20 protein-coding genes are annotated in these 20160 nt (G+C 53.8%); 8 read left to right on the top strand and 12 right to left on the bottom strand.

Annotated features, from left to right (window positions below; all coding sequences use genetic code 11):
* Window positions 1-28 precede the first annotated feature (28 nt).
* The 4 genes from G461_RS0106130 to G461_RS0106115 all read left to right on the top strand — a co-directional run bounded on the left by G461_RS0106130 (window position 29) and on the right by G461_RS0106115 (window position 5549).
* On the top strand, window positions 29-2095 hold the full coding sequence (locus G461_RS0106130) for a methyl-accepting chemotaxis protein (protein WP_026971174.1): 2067 nt from the start codon (window positions 29-31) through the stop codon (window positions 2093-2095).
* An 85-nt stretch (window positions 2096-2180) separates the two neighbouring features.
* Complete coding sequence (gene trmH / locus G461_RS0106125) at window positions 2181-2894, top strand: tRNA (guanosine(18)-2'-O)-methyltransferase TrmH (RefSeq protein ID WP_026971173.1); 714 nt, start codon at window positions 2181-2183, stop codon at window positions 2892-2894.
* Between the two features lie 203 nt (window positions 2895-3097).
* Window positions 3098-3724, top strand: coding sequence for a cache domain-containing protein (locus G461_RS0106120; protein ID WP_026971172.1), 627 nt, complete (start codon window positions 3098-3100; stop codon window positions 3722-3724).
* 208 nt (window positions 3725-3932) lie between these two features.
* On the top strand, window positions 3933-5549 hold the full coding sequence (locus G461_RS0106115; protein ID WP_026971171.1) for a methyl-accepting chemotaxis protein: 1617 nt from the start codon (window positions 3933-3935) through the stop codon (window positions 5547-5549).
* Window positions 5550-5604: 55 nt separating this feature from the next.
* On the opposite strand, the gene G461_RS0106110 is transcribed toward G461_RS0106115, so the two are convergent.
* Both G461_RS0106110 and G461_RS0106105 read right to left on the bottom strand, forming a co-directional pair.
* Window positions 5605-5832, bottom strand: coding sequence for a hypothetical protein (locus tag G461_RS0106110; RefSeq protein ID WP_026971170.1), 228 nt, complete (start codon window positions 5830-5832; stop codon window positions 5605-5607).
* 47 nt (window positions 5833-5879) lie between these two features.
* A complete protein-coding gene (locus G461_RS0106105) occupies window positions 5880-6302 on the bottom strand; it encodes an HIT domain-containing protein (RefSeq protein ID WP_035479560.1) in 423 nt (140 codons plus the stop codon).
* 135 nt (window positions 6303-6437) lie between these two features.
* Between G461_RS0106105 and G461_RS0106100 the strand changes: the two genes are divergently transcribed.
* From G461_RS0106100 to G461_RS0106090, 3 genes are read left to right on the top strand one after another with little or no spacing between them, the layout of a single operon-like run.
* A complete protein-coding gene (locus G461_RS0106100; protein WP_026971168.1) occupies window positions 6438-7367 on the top strand; it encodes an acyltransferase in 930 nt (309 codons plus the stop codon).
* A gap of 7 nt (window positions 7368-7374) precedes the next feature.
* The gene (locus G461_RS0106095) at window positions 7375-9060 is read left to right on the top strand and encodes an ABC transporter substrate-binding protein (protein WP_026971167.1); all 1686 of its coding nucleotides are present in this window, start codon (window positions 7375-7377) and stop codon (window positions 9058-9060) included.
* Entirely contained in the window at window positions 9051-9785 is a 735-nt protein-coding gene (locus tag G461_RS0106090; RefSeq protein ID WP_084429048.1) for a substrate-binding periplasmic protein, read from the top strand. The genes G461_RS0106095 and G461_RS0106090 overlap by 10 nt, the downstream gene beginning before the upstream one ends.
* A 155-nt stretch (window positions 9786-9940) precedes the next feature.
* Here G461_RS0106090 and G461_RS23460 read toward each other — a convergent pair whose 3' ends face one another.
* The 9 genes from G461_RS23460 to G461_RS25410 form a co-directional block, all read right to left on the bottom strand.
* Window positions 9941-10423: a 2-thiouracil desulfurase family protein gene (locus G461_RS23460; protein ID WP_035479556.1), complete on the bottom strand. Its 483-nt coding sequence runs from the start codon at window positions 10421-10423 to the stop codon at window positions 9941-9943.
* Between the two features lie 5 nt (window positions 10424-10428).
* The gene (locus tag G461_RS0106080) at window positions 10429-11031 is read right to left on the bottom strand and encodes a thiol:disulfide interchange protein DsbA/DsbL (protein WP_026971165.1); all 603 of its coding nucleotides are present in this window, start codon (window positions 11029-11031) and stop codon (window positions 10429-10431) included.
* 110 nt (window positions 11032-11141) lie between these two features.
* Window positions 11142-12809 carry an AMP-binding protein gene (locus G461_RS0106075; protein WP_026971164.1) on the bottom strand — a complete coding sequence of 556 codons (1668 nt, stop codon included), beginning with the start codon at window positions 12807-12809 and terminating at the stop codon, window positions 11142-11144.
* A 47-nt stretch (window positions 12810-12856) separates the two neighbouring features.
* The gene (locus G461_RS0106070; protein ID WP_026958122.1) at window positions 12857-13330 is read right to left on the bottom strand and encodes a CYTH domain-containing protein; all 474 of its coding nucleotides are present in this window, start codon (window positions 13328-13330) and stop codon (window positions 12857-12859) included.
* A gap of 1 nt (window position 13331) precedes the next feature.
* Window positions 13332-14303: a serine/threonine protein kinase gene (locus G461_RS0106065; RefSeq protein ID WP_026971163.1), complete on the bottom strand. Its 972-nt coding sequence runs from the start codon at window positions 14301-14303 to the stop codon at window positions 13332-13334.
* 81 nt (window positions 14304-14384) lie between these two features.
* Window positions 14385-14771: an MAPEG family protein gene (locus G461_RS0106060; protein ID WP_026971162.1), complete on the bottom strand. Its 387-nt coding sequence runs from the start codon at window positions 14769-14771 to the stop codon at window positions 14385-14387.
* Window positions 14772-14926: 155 nt separating this feature from the next.
* Entirely contained in the window at window positions 14927-16324 is a 1398-nt protein-coding gene (gene ccoG, locus G461_RS0106055) for a cytochrome c oxidase accessory protein CcoG (protein WP_026971161.1), read from the bottom strand.
* A gap of 113 nt (window positions 16325-16437) precedes the next feature.
* Window positions 16438-16710 (bottom strand): YihD family protein, encoded by a 273-nt coding sequence (locus G461_RS0106050; RefSeq protein WP_342664362.1) that lies wholly within the window; start codon window positions 16708-16710, stop codon window positions 16438-16440.
* The gene (locus G461_RS25410) at window positions 16707-17852 is read right to left on the bottom strand and encodes a diguanylate cyclase (RefSeq protein WP_051333389.1); all 1146 of its coding nucleotides are present in this window, start codon (window positions 17850-17852) and stop codon (window positions 16707-16709) included. The genes G461_RS0106050 and G461_RS25410 overlap by 4 nt, the downstream gene beginning before the upstream one ends.
* A 306-nt stretch (window positions 17853-18158) precedes the next feature.
* Here G461_RS25410 and pgi point away from each other — a divergent pair, with 306 nt between their 5' ends.
* Complete coding sequence (gene pgi / locus G461_RS0106040; RefSeq protein ID WP_026971160.1) at window positions 18159-19811, top strand: glucose-6-phosphate isomerase; 1653 nt, start codon at window positions 18159-18161, stop codon at window positions 19809-19811.
* Window positions 19812-19890: 79 nt separating this feature from the next.
* Here pgi and tnpA read toward each other — a convergent pair.
* Window positions 19891-20160 (bottom strand): IS200/IS605 family transposase (tnpA, locus tag G461_RS0106035; RefSeq protein WP_026971159.1); only part of this gene is annotated, 270 nt, incomplete at its 5' end.

The raw sequence follows: 20160 nt of genomic DNA, 5'->3' as shown, positions 1-20160 counted from the left end.
ACAATGAAATTATTTGCAAGGATGCGCCATGTTAAGCCTCAAGTCGATCTCGATCCGCAATAAGCTGATTGCCTTACCGGTATTCTTTGCCATCGCGCTGCTGTCGATGGTTGGTCTCGAGTACTACTCGCTAAGCCAAAATCACGATGACGCCACCGTGATAAACGTTGCCGGACGACAGCGTATGCTCACCAAGAAATTCTCGGCAGAAGAGCTGGCCCGGGTCACCGTTGGCGAATCAGCCCTGGCTAATGCGCTAGGGGCGGGCAAAACCGCTGACCTCTACCAAGCCTCGCTCGATGCCCTGCTAAAAGGTGGGACCACCTACGCCGATCTGGGCATGACCAAGCCAATCCAGCTGCCAGCACCGAGCTATAAACCGTTTATCGATCAGCTGCATATCGTTCAGCAAAACTGGCAACAGCAACTCGACTTGGCCCGTCAGCTTGAGGCTGCCACCGACGACACCCAACGCACCCAGCTAGCCAGCCGCTTTTTGCTGCAAAACCACAAAGCGATGGCAGAAATGAACAAGGCAGTGGGCATCTACACAAGCTACGCCAATCAGAAGCTGGATCATCTGATCGTAGAAAGCCTGGAACTTGGCGCACTTTTTCTGGCGTTGATCATCGGTCTATCTTGGCTGCTGATTAGCGACATCATGAAGCCGCTCAACTACCTAGTGTTGGTCAGCCGTCGCATTAGCCGCGGTAACCTGCAGCCGGATGAAGAGATCACTAAATACATCACCGCTAACGAAGTTGGCATGCTGGCCCACCATATCGAACTGATGCGTGAATCCTTGCAAGAAGCGCTGTCCGATGTGCGTAAGGCCTCTTCCAGCATTACCCTTTCATCGAATCAAGTGAGTGAACTAGCCTCGCAGATCAACGCCTCCAATCTGTCTGAGCAGCAACGCTTCGATGCCATGAGTGACAGCGCCTCAGCACTGAAAGAAGCATCGCAGCGGCTTAACGAGATTTCCGAAGATACCGTGCAACTGGTCAGTTCTTGTTTCGATCTATCGGAAAATGCCTCTAACCTGGTAGGCGAGAACATCCAAATGATGGACTCCACCACCCAGCAAACCGAGAAGGCCTCGGTGCTGATCCGCGACTTGAGCCAGACCGCAGAGCAGGTCTACGGCATTGTTGACGCGATCCGCGCCATCTCCGAGCAAACCAACCTGTTGGCGCTGAACGCCGCCATCGAGGCAGCTCGCGCCGGCGAGCAAGGACGCGGTTTCGCGGTGGTTGCCGATGAGGTAAGAACCTTGGCTGCGCGCACCGGTGAGTCCACCGATGAGATTGCCAGCTTGATTACCCGCCTAACCGATGGCGTAGAGCAGGTGGTGACCAGCATGGAATCGGTCAGCGAGAAGGTGAACGACAGTCGAACCAAGTCTCAGGAGACCGCCAAAGGCATCAATCAAGTACGCGAGACCATCCAAAGCGTGGCCAACTCCCAGCAGCAGGTCGACCATCAGATCGAAGCACAAAATCAGCACTTAGAAGTGATGGCGACCTCGCAAGCCGAGCTACATCAGATCATCGAAGACAGTCACCAGAAAACCGAGACCTCTTCCATGGTGGCTGATCAGCTCTCCAAGGTCAGCGAAACCGTGGGCGATCTGCTGGATCGCTTCGATTTAGATACCAGCCATCACGCCATCCAGCGCGATAGCAACGACAAGCGTAACTTCCCTCGCCTGGACGTAGCCCTAAGCTATGTACTTACTCAAGGCGATCTACGCGCCCAGGGCCTCACCCAAGATGTCAGTATGGGCGGACTCAAGGTGGTGACATCCTTGGCTACTCCGTTTAACCCTTCCCAGCCAGTCAGTTTGAGTATCAACTACTTGCATGAAAACCAGAGCAAGCAGATCGAGGTGGTAGGGCGTATCGTTGATACCAGCAGTGATGCAAGTCAGCGCCGATACCATATCGAGTACCAGAGCCTCAATCAGGAACAGCGCGATCAGCTGCAAGAGATCTTTGCCTACAAACGCATGAAGAGCGAGTATGGCAACACCCACCAACGCGGCTATGAGATTCCCGATCCACACGGTCTGTCATTGGATAATCAACCTAGCTAAAAAACTCGGCGCACTAGTTGGTTAGGTCGTTCGTGTAAAAGGTTGATTAACGCTATAATCAGCCTTTTTTCATACGGCTATTGTCATGACCCCAGAACGTTATCAACGGATCCGTCAGATGCTCGATGCTCGTCAGACCGATCTGACCATCTGCATGGAGAACGTCCATAAACCCCACAACCTAAGCGCCATCGTCAGAACCTGTGATGCCATTGGGGTCGACCACGTGCATGCCACCTGGGCCGAAGATGCCAACCGCCTAGCCGGTGGCACCGCCACGGGTAGCCAAAACTGGGTGACCGTAAACAGCCACAACAACATCGAAGATGCGGTCAAGGCGATGCGCGCTGCAGGTATGCAGATCCTGGCTACTAATCTGTCAGACTCCGCGGTAGATTTTCGCGAGATCGACTACACCAAGCCCACTGCTGTTCTGCTCGGCCAAGAGAAATACGGCATCAGCGATGAAGCATTAGCCTTGGCCGATCAGGACATCATTATTCCGATGGTGGGCATGGTGCAATCACTCAACGTATCGGTAGCAGCAGCAACCGTGCTGTATGAAGCCCAGCGCCAGCGCTCGCTAGCCGGGATGTATCAAGGCCCTTGCAAGGTGAGCGAGCAAGAGCAAAACCGCATCTTATTCGAAGGCGGTCACCCGATCTTCGCCAAAGCCTGCAAACGCAAGGGCTTACCGATTCCTGCCATCGATGACCAAGGACAGATCGTGGCCGATGAAGAGTGGTGGAGCAAAATGCAAATGAGCCAAGACGCATGGCAACATTTGGACGATGAATAGAGCAATTACCCAACCAGCTGGTAACAACTCCATTACCTTTGATTCAAATCAAACAGTTTATTATCGATAGCTTAGATAATAATGAGCGATAGCTGGCTTTGCAGCCGGCTTTGTTACCAGCAATTAACCTTGGATCGCTCAACATGTCAGCTCAGCCACGAGCATCACAGTCTATAGCCCTGTTGTGCTTAGTGACCTTATCGATGCTTGCCAGTCAAGCATGGTTTAACCTTCAACACCTCAACTACGAGTTAGAGTTAGCCCACCAGCAACAGCTATCCGCCAACGTCGATATTGCTAACAGCTTGGTCGAACACTACCAGTCGCTGGAAGCCAGCATTGGCCGTGAACAGGCTCAACAGCTCGCGTTGGATGCATTGCGCGATCTGCGCTATCAAGGTAACGAGTACTTTTGGGTTAACGACCTGCAGATGAACCTGCTGATGCATCCGCATCGGGCGGATGAAGAAGGCAACAACATGCTGCAAGTCAGTGATGCCAAAGGCTACTACCACTGGCGAGAGATGCAGAGCAAAGTTAAGGCTAACGATCATGGTTACGTGAAGTACGACTACCTATGCCCGCAGAGTGGCAATGTATCAGCCAAGATGAGTTACGTGAAACGTATTGAAGGCTGGGACTGGATCATAGGCACCGGTATCTACCTCACCAATATCAAGCTCGCCGTGAAAAACGGCTTGTACATAACCATCGGTATCTTCAGCCTTTGCCTGGTGATCTGCCTGCTGCTCGCCCGCGCCATGCACCAGACGCTGAAAACCCCCGGCGACGAGCAAAAAGCCTCTCGAGAAGACCCCCTACCGCTGTAAGCTCTCCCGATATTTCCGGCATATTCACGGGAATATCGGACAAAACCTTACCTTTATGCTTTTGAATCATATTAATTGGATATGATTCGATGTTATATCTCAGCATTAATAGTAATTACTAAATAACGTGACGAGTCTGCCGACATTTATTCGAAGGCCACTGCGTTGTGCCGATTGAAATGTGCAAATCGAAAACAGGAACCGCTCAATGCTAAAAACCATTAAGCTAAGCCGCGTCTTTATGCTGTTTGGCATCCTTACCCTTGTCGCCATTGTCTGTCAGGCGAGCTTGATTCGGGCACAGAACCGACACGATATGTATCTCGCCTACGAGCGCCAGCTGCAAGCAAGTATGGATATTGCGGTCACCTTAGTTGAGCACTACCGCAGTCAGGAGCAGGAACTCGGCACCGAGCAAGCGCAAGCCTTAGCGATGGAAGCGGTTGCCGCCCTACGCCATGGTCCAGAGTATTTCTGGATCAATAACATGCAGCTTGAGCTATTGATGCACCCGATCCGCGCCAACAGTGTTGGCCGCAACATGACTCAGGTGGCCGATGCCAGTGGCAACCATCATTGGCAAGCGATGCGCAGTGTGGTTCAAGCGCAGGGCGAAGGCGCTGTAAACTATGACTTCCTGCACCCATCGAGTAACGAGATCATCCCTAAGCTTAGTTATGTGCGCCGTATTGACGGCTGGAACTGGATACTGGGCACTGGTGTGAGCATCGCTAATATCGATGCCATCTTAGCCCGCTCACTCTACCGCACCCTAATCGGTACTTTGCTGGCAATGCTGATTATCGGAGGCTTGGTTTACCGTATGAAAAACTTAGTCGAGGCACAAAGCAAGCAGCTCTCTGAAAGTATGCGCACCATGGCTAAGGGTGATTTCACCAGCCCAATCGCGATCGACGGTGACAATGATTTTGCCCAGCTAGGTCGCCAACTGGAAGGCCTACGTCGCGACCAACAAGAGATGCTGTTAGGTATCAGCGAAGCCAGCAACACCTTGCTGCTTGCCAATCAAACGCTGGAGGAGAGCAGCCACGTAGCCACCTCAAGCTCTAAGCGCCAGTTTGGCGAGATTGAGCGCATGGCTAGCACTATTACTGAGATGAATGCCTCGGTCGAAGAGGTCGCCAGCAACAGCGCCGAGACCGCCTCAGTAAGCCAGCAAACCCGGGATCGCACCTCTGAGAGTATTAAGTCATCTTCAGCAGCAGCCCAGGCTTTACTTGGTCTCAGTCAGCAGGTGGAGTTGAGTCAACCGGCGCTTGAAGAACTGCGCGAATGCAGCCAGAACATTGGCAACGTGGTGGATGTGATCAACAACCTCTCAGAGCAAACTAACTTGCTGGCACTTAACGCCGCCATTGAAGCAGCCCGTGCTGGCGAACACGGTCGCGGCTTTGCGGTGGTGGCCGATGAGGTGCGCAACCTAGCGTCGCGGACTCAGGAGTCGACCTCGGAGATTATGGAGACCATCAGCCAACTGCAGCGCGTCTCTACCACCGTGGACAAAGAGCTAACCCACACCATCAAGGAGCTTAAAGAGCAGTGTGGCTTGGCCAACCAAAACATCGAGTCAGTGGAGACCATTCGCCAGGCTATCGAACGGTTGGAGCAGCGTAGTCAGGAAACTGCCGTAGCCACCGACCAGCAGCGTCAGGCCTCAGAAGAATTCACGCGCAACGTGTATACCCTGCGTGATGATAGTCAGGCGAGCGCCGAAGCCGCCGAGCGCAGCGAACAAGCGCTGAGCCACCTTAAGAACGTAGCGAACGGCTTAAGCCAGTTGTTAATTGAACTGAAAATCGCCTAACCAAGCCACTATAAACCAATAACAGGAGCAGTGAGCAAGGCCTTGTTTACTGCTCCTAGAGGCTTAGCCAGCGCCACTGATAGTCTTCCGACCAAGGCGCGTTAAAGCCCCACTCCAGCGGCTGACCGACTTCTTTATCCAACCAAAAGATCGGTGTCTCCACCATCCGCGGGAAGGTCAGGTGAATACTGTTGTTGTTGGCTTTGTAGAGATCGGCCTGAATATCACAGCGCACTAACATCGTTAGCATCGCCAGCAGCAACAGTAGTTTAAAAAAGCGCATAACCCCTCCTTGGATGAACGACTAGTCACCCGTTCTAGGCGACCGCTTTAAGCAACCCAGTGCTCGCTAAGTGCATCACGCACCTGCTGGATAATCGCCTGAGCCTGCTCTTCAGCATAAGGCTTAGCTGGCACGGCGCCCCATACTGGCGCAGGCCACGCTGGGTCGTCCTTAAAGCGTACGATATGGTGGATGTGCAGCTGCTCAACCATATTGCCCAGCGCCGCAACGTTCATCTTGTAGCCTTCGAAGATCTCCATCAACGCCTTGGCGAAGCGCTTCGACTCGCGCCAGAACTGCGATGACTGGCAAAAATCCAGCTCATGGATGTCGCGTAACTCGCTGCCCATAGGTACCAAGATAAACCAAGGGTAGTTGCTGTCATTCATCAAAAGTACCCGACAGATATCTAGATCCCCAACTACATAGCAGTCTTTCTCAAGCTGGGGGTGAAGCTGGAACTCGCTCATTATTTCTCTCACTTGGCTGAACAATCTTTCAGCATTTTCGCATGTTACTCAATTTGTTACACTTTAGCCCATGGCTTGGGCAAAGCCATGTCAGCCCGCTTATCAAGCCGCCGCGTTGCAAAGGACCCGCCACGGATGTTGCTAAAGATTTTGACCGCCTTTATATCAGCTTCGCTGGTGATAGCCAATTCAATCCCGTTTGGTAGTGCCGTCACCCTGTGTGGACTTATCAAATTGCTGTTGCCCAAAGGAGCCTACCCAAGTGTCACACGGGTTGCTAACGTCTTGATGGGCCAGTGGATAAGCGTCAACCAAGCAATCTTTTGGCTGATCAACGGCAGCCATTTTGAGATTGACGATACCACCCAGCTTAGCCGCGATAAGTGGTATCTGGTCATCAGCAACCACCGCAGTTGGGCGGACATCGTCATCCTTTGCATGGTGTTAGCAAAGCGCACGCCGGTGCCAAAGTTTTTTCTGAAGCAACAGCTACTGTACATTCCCTTTATCGGCCAAGCGTGCTGGGCGCTGGATATGCCGTTTATGCGCCGCTACTCTCGCAGCTACTTGCTGCGTCACCCGGAGAAACACGGCAAAGACCTCGAAGCCACTCGCCGCGCCTGCGAGAAGTTTCGCAGCGTGCCCACCACCGTGGTGAACTTTGTTGAAGGCACCCGTTATAGCCACGATAAGCAACAAGGCAGCTACCAGCACCTGCTCCCACCTAAGGCCTTGGGTATGGCTCAAGCGCTATCGGTACTCGGTGAGCAGTTTGAAGAAGTTATCGATGTCACCCTGTGTTACCCCGGGCTCGATGAGTCGCAGAGCCCCTTTCTGGCCCTGCTGTGCGGCGAGCTCTCCAGTGTGGTGGTCAAGCTCGATAGTATCCCGGTCACCCAAGCGTTTCGCGGCGATTACTTGGGAGATAAGCACTACAAGCAGCACTTCAAGCGCTGGCTCGAGCAGCGCTGGCGACAAAAAGATCGCTACTTATCACGTTTAATCACCCTCCAAGGGCAAGACAATCAATCCCTTACTACGCTTATTTCCAAGGATGAGCAATGAGTAAGCTATGGGATCGACATTGTGGAGGCTGCTCGTGGTTTGCTGTAGTTGGCAAGCCGCAGCAAATACAGAGCACACCGCACTCCTTCAGCATTTTCCCCAATCAACCCTAAGCCCAGAGCAGCAACTTGCAGAGTGGGCGTGGTTTGCCGATGCCGCCAAACCTTACCAAGGTATGACTATCAGGGTGGTATCGGAGCGGATCTACACCCACTGGTATGAGTCCAATGTACTCGCGCCGCTGTTCAGCGAGCTGACCGGAATCCAGGTTATCCATGAGCTCACCAGCGAAGATGACGTCATCAAGAAACTGCAGGCTCAGCAGCAAACTGGCTTGAACATCTACGACGTCTATATCAACGACAGTGACCTAATCGGCACCCACTTTCGCAATCAGCAGGTGGTCAGCTTGAGCCGTTTTACCGAGGGAGAGGGCAAAGTGGTCACACTGCCCACGCTCGATCTCGACGATTTTATGGGCCTGCCCTTTACCACCGCCAGCGATGGCCAGCTCTATCAGCTGCCCGACCAGCAGTTTGCCAATCTCTATTGGTATCGCCAAGACTGGTTCTCCCGCCCCGAGCTAAAACAGCAGTTTAAGGAGCTGTATGGCTACGAATTGGATGTACCGGTCAACTGGTCCGCCTATCAAGATATCGCCGAGTTCTTTAGTGAGTATGTCAGAGAGATCGATGGCCAACGGGTGTACGGGCACATGGACTACGGCAAGCGCGATCCCTCGCTAGGCTGGCGCATCTCCGATGCCTGGCTGTCGATGGCCGGAACCGGAGATCAAGGCCTGCCCAATGGGGTACCCGTTGATGAATGGGGCATCAGAGTTGAAGACTGTCGCCCAGTAGGCGCCAGTGTGGCGCGCGGTGGTGCTATCGATGCACCGGCCAGCATCTATGCTATTCAAAAGTATGTAGATTGGCTTAAAGATTACGCCCCACCCGAAGCGCAGAACATGAACTTCAGCGAAGCCGGTGCCGAGATCGCCAAGGGCCATATCGCCCAACAGATATTCTGGTACACCGCCTTTACCGCTGAACTCACCCGCCCAGAGCTGCCAATCACCGATGAGCACGGCAAGCCTCTATGGCGGGTCGCACCGTCGCCCACTGGCGCGTACTGGCAAGAGGGAATGAAATCGGGCTATCAGGACGTGGGAGCCTGGACTTTACTGAAATCAACACCGCTTAAACGGCAGCAGGCCGCCTGGCTGTATGCTCAGTTTGCGGTCTCCAAAAGCGTATCACTGACCAAAACCCTCGAAACTTTAACCCCAATCCGCTACAGCGATGTCCACTCCGAGGCGTTCAGCGCCATGGCACCGAAGCTTGGTGGCCTAGTGGAGTTCTACCAAAGCCGCGCCCATCAAGAGTGGACGCCAACCGGCAGCAACGTACCCGACTACCCACAAATGGCGGCGCTATGGTGGCAGTATGTTGGCCTGGCTAGCTACGAAAATGAGCCAGTTACCCAAGTGATGCAGCAGCTCGCCGTTGCAATGGATAGCAAACTGGAGCAGCTTGCCAGCAGCAGCGACTCTCCCTGCGCACCGCGGCTAAACCCACAGCAAGAGAAGGGCGTCTGGTTTGCTCACCCCGGCTCGCCGAAAGCCAAACTGGATAACGAAGACCCGGCAGGGCGCACCCTTAGCTATAAGGAGCTGCTTAAACGATGGGAATGATACGAGCTGCACTGCTGGCTAGCTGCCTGGTTTGGCCCGCACTCACCCCTGCCAAGCAGCTAGTGCTGCACGGCTACCTGAACCCTCCCTATGTGATGCAGCAGGACTACTCACTGGGCGGGCTTTGGATCGATATCATCAACCATCTGCAAAGCGACAGTGAGGTAGAGCTGACTATCGAGATGCATCCGCTGCGGCGTGCCTATAAGCTGGCGCAAACCAAGCCCAATCATTGTGTGTTTGCGATTGAGCGTAGCCAAAGCAGAGAAGCGCAGTTTACTTGGGTAAGCCCGCTGAGCATCAGCCGTTATGCACTGTTTAATGCCGATACTGAGCAGGCCACTCAACCGGGTTTGAGTGCGCTGCAAGGCCAGCAAATCAGCGCTCATTTTGGTAGCGGGGTTGCTGAGTACTTGCGCTCTTTTGATATGGATGTGGTAGTGGCGAAAACCCCTGAACAGGGAGCCAAGCTGTTGCTACGCGAGCGGGTTCAGGTATGGGCCAGCGATGTACTCACTGCCGCCTACTTGCGCCAACAACTGCCGTTGCCGCAAAACGGGGTGGAGTTCTTTAGCTCAGTACGCTCCATCGCTTGCCATCCAGAAACAGACAAAGCCCTACTGCAGCCCTTGCAGCAAAGCTTGGATGCGTTCTATCAAAGTGGCGGTTTGGCCAAGCTGTTACAGCGCTACGAACAGCAGTACCAACTATCAATGGGCTTGTAGGCTGAAACATTGCTTATACCAATCCGGATAAGTAAGTGATCAGAGATTGCGCAGATAAAATCATTGAGGACGAGGAAGCGTTTGCCGTGACTAGTGGGCTAATTGCAAAAACGCTGACGCTGTCATCAATGATTTTAACCAGTAAGAATGAGCAGTTACTTATGTGGATTGGTATTAAAGGTATCTGCCTGCAATAGCGCTCGCTGCAGCTCTTCCAGCTGAAGTTCGTTAAACACCTGCAGCCCGTGGGCTTGCAAAGCCTCGACGCTCACCCCGTTACCCGGACACAAACGCCCTGAGAAGCTTCCGTCGTAGATTTGCAGGTTGCCGCAGGAAGGGCTGTTGGCTTTGAGCAGGGCAAAGCGACATTGTTGTTGCTCAGCTAACTCAGCGGCAAGTTGCGCACCGCGCTGGAAAGACGCAGTCACATCCTCCCCCTCAGCGGTAAGTACCTTATCGGCGACCCGTTCGGCAGGTGGGCGCGGAGTGGGTAGGCCGCCCAGCACCTCAGGGCAAACCGGCACCAAACGACCTTGTTGTTGCCACAGGCTCAGATACTCAGAGGCCAGGCGTTTAGCCTGGCCATCGTAGCGCACCGCTTCGCCTAACAGGCAGCGGCTAATCAGGATCTTGTGCAAAAGGATTAGTCGTTTTTAGCAACCAGGAAGTTCACCAACTCCACCAGCTCTTCAACGCTTTTCACCGACCCGGTGTTCACCTGGTACTTACCGTTTACGACTACCGCAGGTACGCCGCGAATTTGGTAAGTCATGGTGTTTTTGTCCATCTGCGCGAGCATGCCGTTAACCACAAAGCTCTCAGAGGCGGCGTCAACATCTGCGCCGTCTACACCACTGGCAACGAAGATCTTACGGATATCATCACGGCCGCTGAAACGCTGGCCTTGGCGATGGATTGCATCAAACATGGCCGCAGAGAAGGTCTTTTCGGTCTTCAGTACTTCTGCGGTCGCGTAGGCACGGGCCATCTCTTCGCCCATTGGGCCACCCAGGAAGCTCACATGGTTCTTCTTGAAGCTTACGCCCTCAGGCAGGCTGGCTTTGATCTCTTCAGCCACCGGCTCAAAGCGGAAACAGTGGGGGCAGTAGTAGGAGAAAAACTCGATGACTTCAGGCTTGGCCGTCGCCGTTTGGCGCACCACCTCAAAGTGAGTGCCTTCTTTGAAGTTAGCCATGGCGCTGGGAAGAGTAAGCATTGCCAGTACAGCAATAATGATGCGTTTCATTGAAATTCCCTAGATTCGGTTAATCGCAAGCCATGAGCTTAAATCCCCAGCCGGATGGCGTCAATGACACCACTCGCAGCTTGGGGGTATTTACGCTAATTTACAATTGCTTAACGTCCCCAGTTGTCGTCTCGCTCAAAGTCGACCAACTGGCTATGCTGCTGATGGATCAGCGCATCGTAGTGCTTTTCGATTTGTGGGCGGCGGATCTTGAGAGTAGGCGTTAGCAGGCCGTTCTCGATGCTCCACTGCTGATCGACTACCAGCACATGGGCGATCCGCGCGTGGCTCTCGATCTGGCTGTTCACCTCTTTAACGGTGCGGGTCAAACTGTTAACAATTTGTTCCTGACTATGGTGATGTAGCTCATCAGCCAGCACCACCAAGGCGATCGGCTGGGTCAGCGCTTGACCACAAACGCATACCTGCTCAACCATCGAGTTCTCTGCCAGCTTCTGCTCGATCGGCACCGGGGCGACATACTTGCCCTTGGTGGTTTTAAAGCTCTCTTTCACCCGACCAATAATCTTCACATAACCGTCGGCATCGATGCTGCCTTTATCGCCGGTGTGCATCCAGCCGTCGCTAAAGAACTCGTCATTCAGCTCAGGATGCTTGTAATAACCGGTCATCATCGCCTCGCTGCGCATCAGCAGCTCGCCTTCATCGGAGATCTTTAGCTCAACACCCGGCGAGGCCTTGCCGATGGTGTCATACTTATCCGCGCGGTACGGCAGGTTCACCGTGCCATAAGCCATGTTTTCGGTCATCCCCCAAGCCTGGGCGATGTTTAGTCCCAGCTTGTCGCGGTACCACTCCAGCAACGCTGGCGCCACCGGTGCGCTGCCACAGCCAAGTAAGCGGGCATGATGCAGGCCGAGGTTGGTGCGGATTTTCTTGCGGATCAGGCCGCCAATTACCGGCACTTTTAGCAGGAAGTGCAGCTTTTTCGGCGGCAGCTTCTCAAATACCGCTTGCTGGAAACGAGCCCACAGGCGCGGGACCGATAGGAACATGGTCGGCTGTACGCTTTGCAGGTTATCGGCAAAGGTATCCAGCGACTCAACAAAGCTCACCACAACGCCGCCATTGTACAGGCTCACACCTTGCAGCAACACGCGCTCGGTGATGTGCGCCAAAGGCAGGTAGGAAATCGCGCGATCTTCTTTGGTCGGCTGGAATACCTCCATCCAACCCAAGCTACCGGCGCGGTAAGCGCCAAAGCTCACCTCGGCGCCCTTTGGCTCACCAGTACTGCCCGAGGTGTAGATCAAGGTCATGATGTCTTGCTCTTGCCACTGGGCCGGCTCAGCCAACGGCTCGTATTGCTTGAGCCAATCAGACCACTGGTGCTCTGACTCGATAGTCGGATAAGGCATCGCCATACGCGCAATGCCCTCTGGAATACCTTTCGCCTGCGCATCCGGGTTATCCAGCTTACCGACCACGATCAGCTTCGACTCGCTGTGCTCCAGGATGTAGCGCACGGTGTCGGCATTGGCAGTGGAGTAGATCGGCACACTCACACAACCGGCCATGGTAATCGCCAGGTCGATGATGAACCACTCGGCAGAGTTCTTGGCCAGAATAGCGACCTTGTCGCCACGCTCCAGCCCCTGCGCTTGTAGGCCTGCTGCAATGCGTGCCGTTTCATCGGCGACCATTGCCCAGGTGCGTTCTTGGAACTCGCCAGCAATCGGCTGACGGAGATATACCCGCTCAGGGTGTTCTTGCGTCCAATGCAACAAAGCGTCCACGGGGGTGAGTAGCTGAGTCATGCTATTCCTCGTTGTTGTTTACGCTGGCTGCGCTGGCCAGCCTTGGGCTAAGCCCAGGATTTAAAAGGGTGCCGACTTAAGGCACTGTTATAGTAGGCAACCTGTCCGGTTACCTCCTCTCCCAGCCAATCAGGGCGGGGAAAGGACTCGTTTTCATCGCTCAGCTCAACCTCGGCCATAATCAGCCCTTGGTTGTCGCCGGCGAATTCATCCACCTCAAAGCAGTAGCCATCGATCTCCACCCGGTAGCGGCGCTTATCGATAACTCCCGGCTCACACAAGCCTAGTAGCTCTTCGGCGTCTTGCAGCGGGATCTCCCGTTCCCACTCATAGCGGCTGGTGCCGCTGTCATTACTTTTGCCCTTAATGGTCAGGAAGCCCTGCTCACCGTAGATCCGCACCCGGACCGCTCGCTCCGCTGCGCTGTTCAGGTAGCCCTGCACGATGCGTGCATCAGAGCTGGCTTGCGCGCGATAGTCACTGCTCTTTACTAAAAACTTGCGCTCGATTTCCTGTGCCATCCTAGTACCCCGGTGTTAATCGAATCGGCCCTTGCTGGATTGCCGCCATCTGCTCTTTCAGCGCCAACACCTGCTGTTCCCAATACTGCTGCGTGTTAAACCACGGGAAGGCGCGACCAAAGGCCGGGTCTTGCCAGCGCTTGGCCAACCACCCCATGTAATGAATCATTCGCATCGCCCGTAGCGGCTCAATCAAGGCCAGCTGGCGAGTATCAAAGCTGGCGAACTCTTCGTAGGACTCCAGCAATACCTCTAGCTGCAGGCGCTGCTCGTTTTCATCGCCGGCCAGTAGCATCCATAGGTCCTGAACCGCAGGGCCATTACGGGCATCGTCCAAGTCCACCAACATCGGGCCATCGCGCCACAAGATGTTGGAAGGGTGACAGTCGCCATGCAGGCGGATAACTTGCTCGGGCTGATAACGCTCGCGCGCTTCATTGGCCACGAGATCGGCGATGGTAAAGAAGGCGTCTTGTAGGTTGTCTGGCACAAACTGGCGCAGTAGCGCCAAAGGCCCGTCGAGCATCTCGCTACAGCTAATGGTTGGGCGTGCCGTGAAGGTTTGCGCGCCCGCTAGCTGGTGAATTCGCCCTAAATACTGGCCAACCCGCTCTAGTTGATCGAGGTTATCCACCTCATAGGTGCGACCGCCAACACTGGGAAACAAGCAAAACCACAGGCCTTGGAAGTTAAACAGGCTCTCGCCATCGCGCTGGATGGGGGCCACCACTGGAATATCCGCTTCATTGAGCTGAATAGAGAAGGCATGCTCCTCGCGGATCTGCTGCTCGCTCCAACGCTCGGGGCGATAAAACTTGGCCACGTAACGCTGGCCATCTTCGGCGGCAAACTGATAGACCCGGTTTTCATAGGAGTTAAGCGCCAACAAACCACTGGCCGGATACACGCCGATAGATTCCAAGGCATCAAGGATCCGTTCAGGGGTTAAATCAGAAAATAAAAAGGCGCTCATTCTTATTCACCGGATAAAATATTGGGGGAGTGTACCAGTCTTGGGTAATCAAACTGTTCCTACCAGTCTAGAGTAATTACTCTAAAGAGCTGCAACGATCACAATCAGGCAACTTAGCCAACCGAGCACCACATCCAGTGAACGCAGGGTTGCTAAGCCCTTTAGATACAACAAGGGATGAGCAACCCGGGTAAGCAGGTACACCAAGGAGGCAACACTAAGCAAGGTATCTGGCACTTGTTGAATATAGGCGATAAGCAAGGTGGCGGAGAACACAGCAAGAGCCTCCCAGGCATTATGCTGCGCCGCGTAGACCCGTTTGCCGTAATTATCGAGGCGCTCCGCCTGTTGGCGCGGGTCGCGATTGTCGATCTTGCCATGCTGGCGCATCTTCAGTACGCCGCCGTAGGCAGCCAGCAAATAGGGCAAGATGATTAAACAAGTCAGTGTTAGTAACGCCGTGCTCACGCTCTACCTCCATGTAGATTTAGAACGATAAGGTTAGACCAGTTTGAAAAATTGAACAGGTGTTTGAATTTAAACTGTGCGCCAGAGCGAGTGGATGGACTCAAGCAAACGAGAATAGTAGCTGCCTGCGGTCTCCACAGGCAGCATTAATGCTGTTAGCCACCACTGATAAAGCGGCTGCTATGCTCCAGACGATGACCGCGACTACTCAGCACAAACTGCACCTCAAGATTAGGGCTCTCCAGCTCGTAGGGGTCAACAGCGATGGTGATCGGTTGAGTCCAAACCGTGTTGGCCGGGATCTGCAGGGCCTGCGGGCCGATCCACTGATAGTCTTCCAAGCCAAGTAGGCTTAGCTCAAACTGCTGGGGCTCGCTGGATTTGTTGATGATCTTCAAGGTATAGGAGTTCTCCACCCAGCCCTCGTTATTGGTGACAAACAGGGCTTGGCGATCACGAATAATGTCCAGCTGCATCGGCTTCACGTTCAGCAAGGTGATGACAAAGGCGACGACGATCACCGACAGCACCAAACCATAGCCAATCAGCTTAGGCCGCACCACCGAGGTTTGCTGGCCCGCCAGATTATGCTCGGTGGTATAGCGGATCAGGCCCTTCGGATAGTTCATCCGCTCCATGGTCACATCACAGGCATCGATACAGGCACCGCAGTTAATACACTCGTACTGCAGGCCATCGCGGATATCGATCCCCGCCGGACAAACCTGAACACACAGGTCGCAATCTACGCAATCGCCCAAGCCAAGCGCTTTAGGATCGGCCTTGCGTTTACGCGGGCCACGCTGCTCGCCGCGCTGCTCGTCGTAACCAACAATGTAGGTGTCTTTATCGAACATGGCGCTCTGGAAGCGCGCATAAGGGCACATATGGGTACACACAATGGTGCGCATCCAGCCAGCGTTGGCATAGGTCGCCAAGGTGAAGAATAGCACCGAGAAGGTCACGGCAGCGCTGGATTGGAAAGTAAAGAACTCTACCCACAGCTGCTTCACCGGAACAAAGTAGGCGGCAAAGGCCAGTGCGGTGAATAGCGAGACCGCCAGCCAGGCGAAGTGCTTAAGAAACTTCTTGAAGAACTTGCTGCCATCCATCGGCATCTGGTCAAGCTTACGGCGTTTGTTGGCCGAACCTTCGATCTTCTCTTCGAACCAGATGAAGATGAAGGTCCACACTGTTTGCGGACACAGGTAGCCACACCACACCCGCCCCAAAAAGGTGGTTATAAAGAACAGGGCGAAGGCCGCCACAATAAAGAACCAGGCTAGCAGCAGCAGGTCTTGCGGCCACAAGGTCAAGCCAAAGAAGTGGTATTGGCGGGCACCAATGTCTAACAAGATCGCCTGCCGCTCACCCCAAGGGATAAACGGCACCAACAAAAATGCCACGATAAACAGCCAGCCCATGTACTTACGCAACAGCTGAAAACGCCCTAGCTGGGCACGCACATAGATCTTGTCTTTGGGGTTATAGCGGTCGCCCTGGGGCTTGCGTTTTTTGGGTTCGACCTGCTTTACGGGGATCCGCTCACTCATGGCTCACTCCTTCTCCACGTTGCTCCCGATTAACGGGGCTCCCTTCCTTGGGGAGTCGACGGCGGGGCTAAGCCCGCCTTTATTATGTTGTTACTTTTAGTTATTTCAGGGGGTTACTGCTTGATGCCGCGCGCCTTTAATAGCGCCGCTTTAAAGTCATCTTCACAATCTTTGGCGATACCGGGGATCATCTCGCTCTTGTCGGCATCCCACATCTTCAATTGATAAATCAAAATGTCGTCGCTTAGCTCGCTCAAGGGCTGCTCGAAGCCGGCACGCTCGGCTACCAGCGCCAACATCTCAACCAAGTTGAGTTCCGGTTGGCGTTTCCAGATTGGGGTTAATAGTTCGATCAGTTCTTCTACTCGATGCAACTGCATGCTCATAAAGGCTCTCCACGTGCGGCGATCACAGCCTGATTTCGTCCTCTCAGCTTGGCTTGATAGAGGGCTTGGTCGGCTTTTTCTAGTATCTCAATGCTACTGTTATGATAACTGGGTGTTAAACAACAGATTCCGATGCTAACAGTAACATGACTTGCCACCGCAGAGTATTCATGTCGCAAACTTGCCGTGGCCATGTGCTGCTTTATTCGCTCACTGACCTGGATCGCCCCTTTGCTCGAGGTGGTCGGTAGGATCATCACAAACTCCTCGCCGCCATAACGCGCCAGCAAGTCATCTTCCCGCTGCAGTGCCGCCCGTAAGGTATCCGCCACCAAACGCAGGCATTGATCACCCGCCACATGGCCATAGTTATCGTTATAGGGCTTGAAGAAATCCACATCGATCATCAGCACGCTCATGCTGGTCGAGGCGCGGCTGGCTAAGCGCCAGTAATGCTCAAGCATCTGCTCAAACTTGGCGCGGTTATACACCTGTGTCAGCGAGTCCAGTTCACTGCGCTCACGCATCGCCTGATGATCAGAAGTCAGCTCGCTCAGCAACTCCCGGTCGCGATGGTGCTGATCCAAGCTGCTGCCCAACCAAAACTTGGCGCGCTTAAGCAGCAATATCAACATACCGAACACCAACCACACCAGTACTACCGCCAGTATCACCGCAGGACTGGCAGAGGCCGCCATCACCGCCAAGGCAATTAATGAGGGCAGCACGGTACCGGAGAAACTGCGAATACTCAGCAGGTTGGGGATCGCTAATAGGCCCATCATCAGCCCCACTAACAACACAATCACTAGCTTCCACTCATTCTCCAGCGCCGGAGCGAACAACAAAATGCCTAGGCCCCACAGCAGCCCGCTGCAGCTAGACAGTACAAAGTACCAACGCTGCTGAACCAGATAGGTAATAGAGTGGTGCTCAAGATGGCGGCGAACATGCAGTGAGGTGGCAATACACAGGACCAGGCAGGCTATCAGCCAAACCGAGGGCAGTAAGGCATCGATACTTGGGGTAAGTAGCCACCACCATAGGCAGGCAAACCCAGCTTGCACCAAAGCAGTAATACTGCCACCTAAGCGCAAGAACTGGTTGTGGGCCTGTCGAATCGGGGCGCTGGTGGCTGGCAAGTACTCTGTTCCTTGTGGATATTGATCATCATTTGCGCAACAAATTGTATAACCAAGGCTGAGCGACAACAATGCAAGGGCTCACGGAGAGGACGGTTTTCTTCACAAAACCATCGTATTTTCAGATGGATAGCAGTTTAAGCTGGTGTTTCTATGAGTTTTCACCAAGTTTCAAGACGCACTGTCGATTTAACCCGCAATAAACATTGATCTAATACCCTTGCGCTTTGTGCCGTTCATAAGGACAATTCTTCTCCATTGGCGCGGGCTGCGCCGATATTCGGTCAACATAATTAGGAAGCCACCATGCTGGAAAATATCAATCCAACTCAAACCGAGGCTTGGAAAGCCCTTCAGGCGCATTTTGACGCCAACAAAGAGATGCAACTTGCTGATTTGTTCAAAGCCGATGCGCAGCGCTTTGACAAATTCTCGGTGAACTTCGAAGGCCAGTTGCTGCTGGACTACTCGAAGAACCTGATCACCGAAGAAACTATGCAGAAGCTGGTAGACCTGGCCAAGGAAACCAAGCTGGACCAAGCCATCAAGGCAATGTTCTCTGGCGAAGCCATCAACCAAACCGAAGGCCGTGCGGTACTGCACACTGCACTGCGTAACCGCGCAAACACCCCAGTGATGGTGGCTGGCGAAGATGTCATGCCGGGCGTAAACGCAGTACTGGAGAAGATGAAAGGCTTCTGTCAGAAGATTCACTCTGGCGAGTGGAAAGGCTACACCGGTAAAGCGATTGAAAGCATTGTAAACATCGGTATCGGTGGCTCTGATCTGGGCCCAGTAATGATTACCGAAGCCTTGGGCGCCTACAAACTTGAGCACATCGAGACCTTCTTCGTATCCAACGTTGATGGCACCCACATCGCAGAGACCCTGAAGAAAGTCGACCCAGAAACCACCCTGTTCCTGATTGCATCGAAAACCTTCACCACCCAAGAAACCATGACCAACGCCCACAGCGCGCGTGATTGGTTCCTGGCTTCTGCAGGCGATCAAGCCCACGTTGCTAAGCACTTTGCGGCGCTATCAACTAATGCAACCGCAGTGGCTGAATTCGGCATCGACACCGACAACATGTTCGAGTTCTGGGACTGGGTTGGCGGCCGTTACTCGTCTTGGTCAGCCATTGGCCTGTCGATTGCTCTAACCGTTGGTTACGACAACTTCATCGAGCTGCTCGATGGCGCCCATGCCATGGACAAGCACTTTGCTGACGCCGACTTCGAGCAAAACCTGCCGGTTATCCTGGGCCTGCTGGGCATCTGGTACAACAACTTCTACGGCGCAGAGAGCGTTGCGATCCTACCTTACGACCAGTACATGCACCGCTTTGCTGCCTACTTCCAGCAAGGTGACATGGAGTCGAACGGTAAGTGCGTAGACCGTAACGGCAACCCGGTTGACTACCAAACCGGCCCAATCATCTGGGGTGAGCCTGGCACCAACGGCCAGCACGCCTTCTACCAGCTGATTCACCAAGGCACCAAGCTGATCCCATGTGACTTCATTGCACCTGCTATCAGCCACAACCCGCTGTCTGATCACCACCAGAAGCTGATGTCGAACTTCTTCGCACAAACCGAAGCACTGGCCTTTGGTAAAGACCGCGCCACTGTGGAAGCTGAGTTCGTCAAAGCCGGTAAGAGCCTGGAAGAGGTGGCCAAGCTGGTTCCGTTCAAGATCTTCGACGGCAACAAGCCAACCAACTCGATGCTGGTCAAGAAAGTGACCCCATTCAGCCTGGGTGCGATGGTTGCCATGTACGAGCACAAGATCTTCGTTCAAGGCATCATCTGGAACATCTTCAGCTTCGACCAGTGGGGTGTTGAGCTGGGTAAACAGCTGGCTAACCAGATCTTGCCTGAGCTGGCTGGCGATGAAGCTATCGCAAGCCACGACAGCTCAACTAACGGCTTGATCAACGCATTCAAAGCGTGGCGCTAAGCTAAGCTCAAACGCGTAGTAAATATCCACCTTCTAAAGAAGGTGGCTTTGAATGAGCCCCCTCGAAGGGGGCCTTTGTCTAGTGCAGCGCCAACTCACCTTGCTCTTGACGCTCAACTTTCTCTTGATGTCTTACATATCGGCGTATGATTTCTTCGTTAATACCCACAGTATCTACGAAATACCCTCGCTGCCAAAAGTGGTTGCCCCAAAGCTTGTTCTTCCTCAAGTACGGAAACTTGTTGAATAGCTTCAGAGCTATCTTCCCTTTTAGCGCCCCCATCAGCTTGGAAACACTCAGCTTTGGCGGAACCTTTACAATCAAGTGTACGTGGTCACTTTGGACGCT

It is taken from the genome of Aliagarivorans marinus DSM 23064 (assembly GCF_000429485.1).
Taxonomy (GTDB): Bacteria; Pseudomonadota; Gammaproteobacteria; order Enterobacterales; family Celerinatantimonadaceae; genus Aliagarivorans; species Aliagarivorans marinus.
The sequence above is the reverse complement of the archived record's forward strand: the minus strand, read 5'-3'. Positions and strand labels throughout refer to the sequence as shown.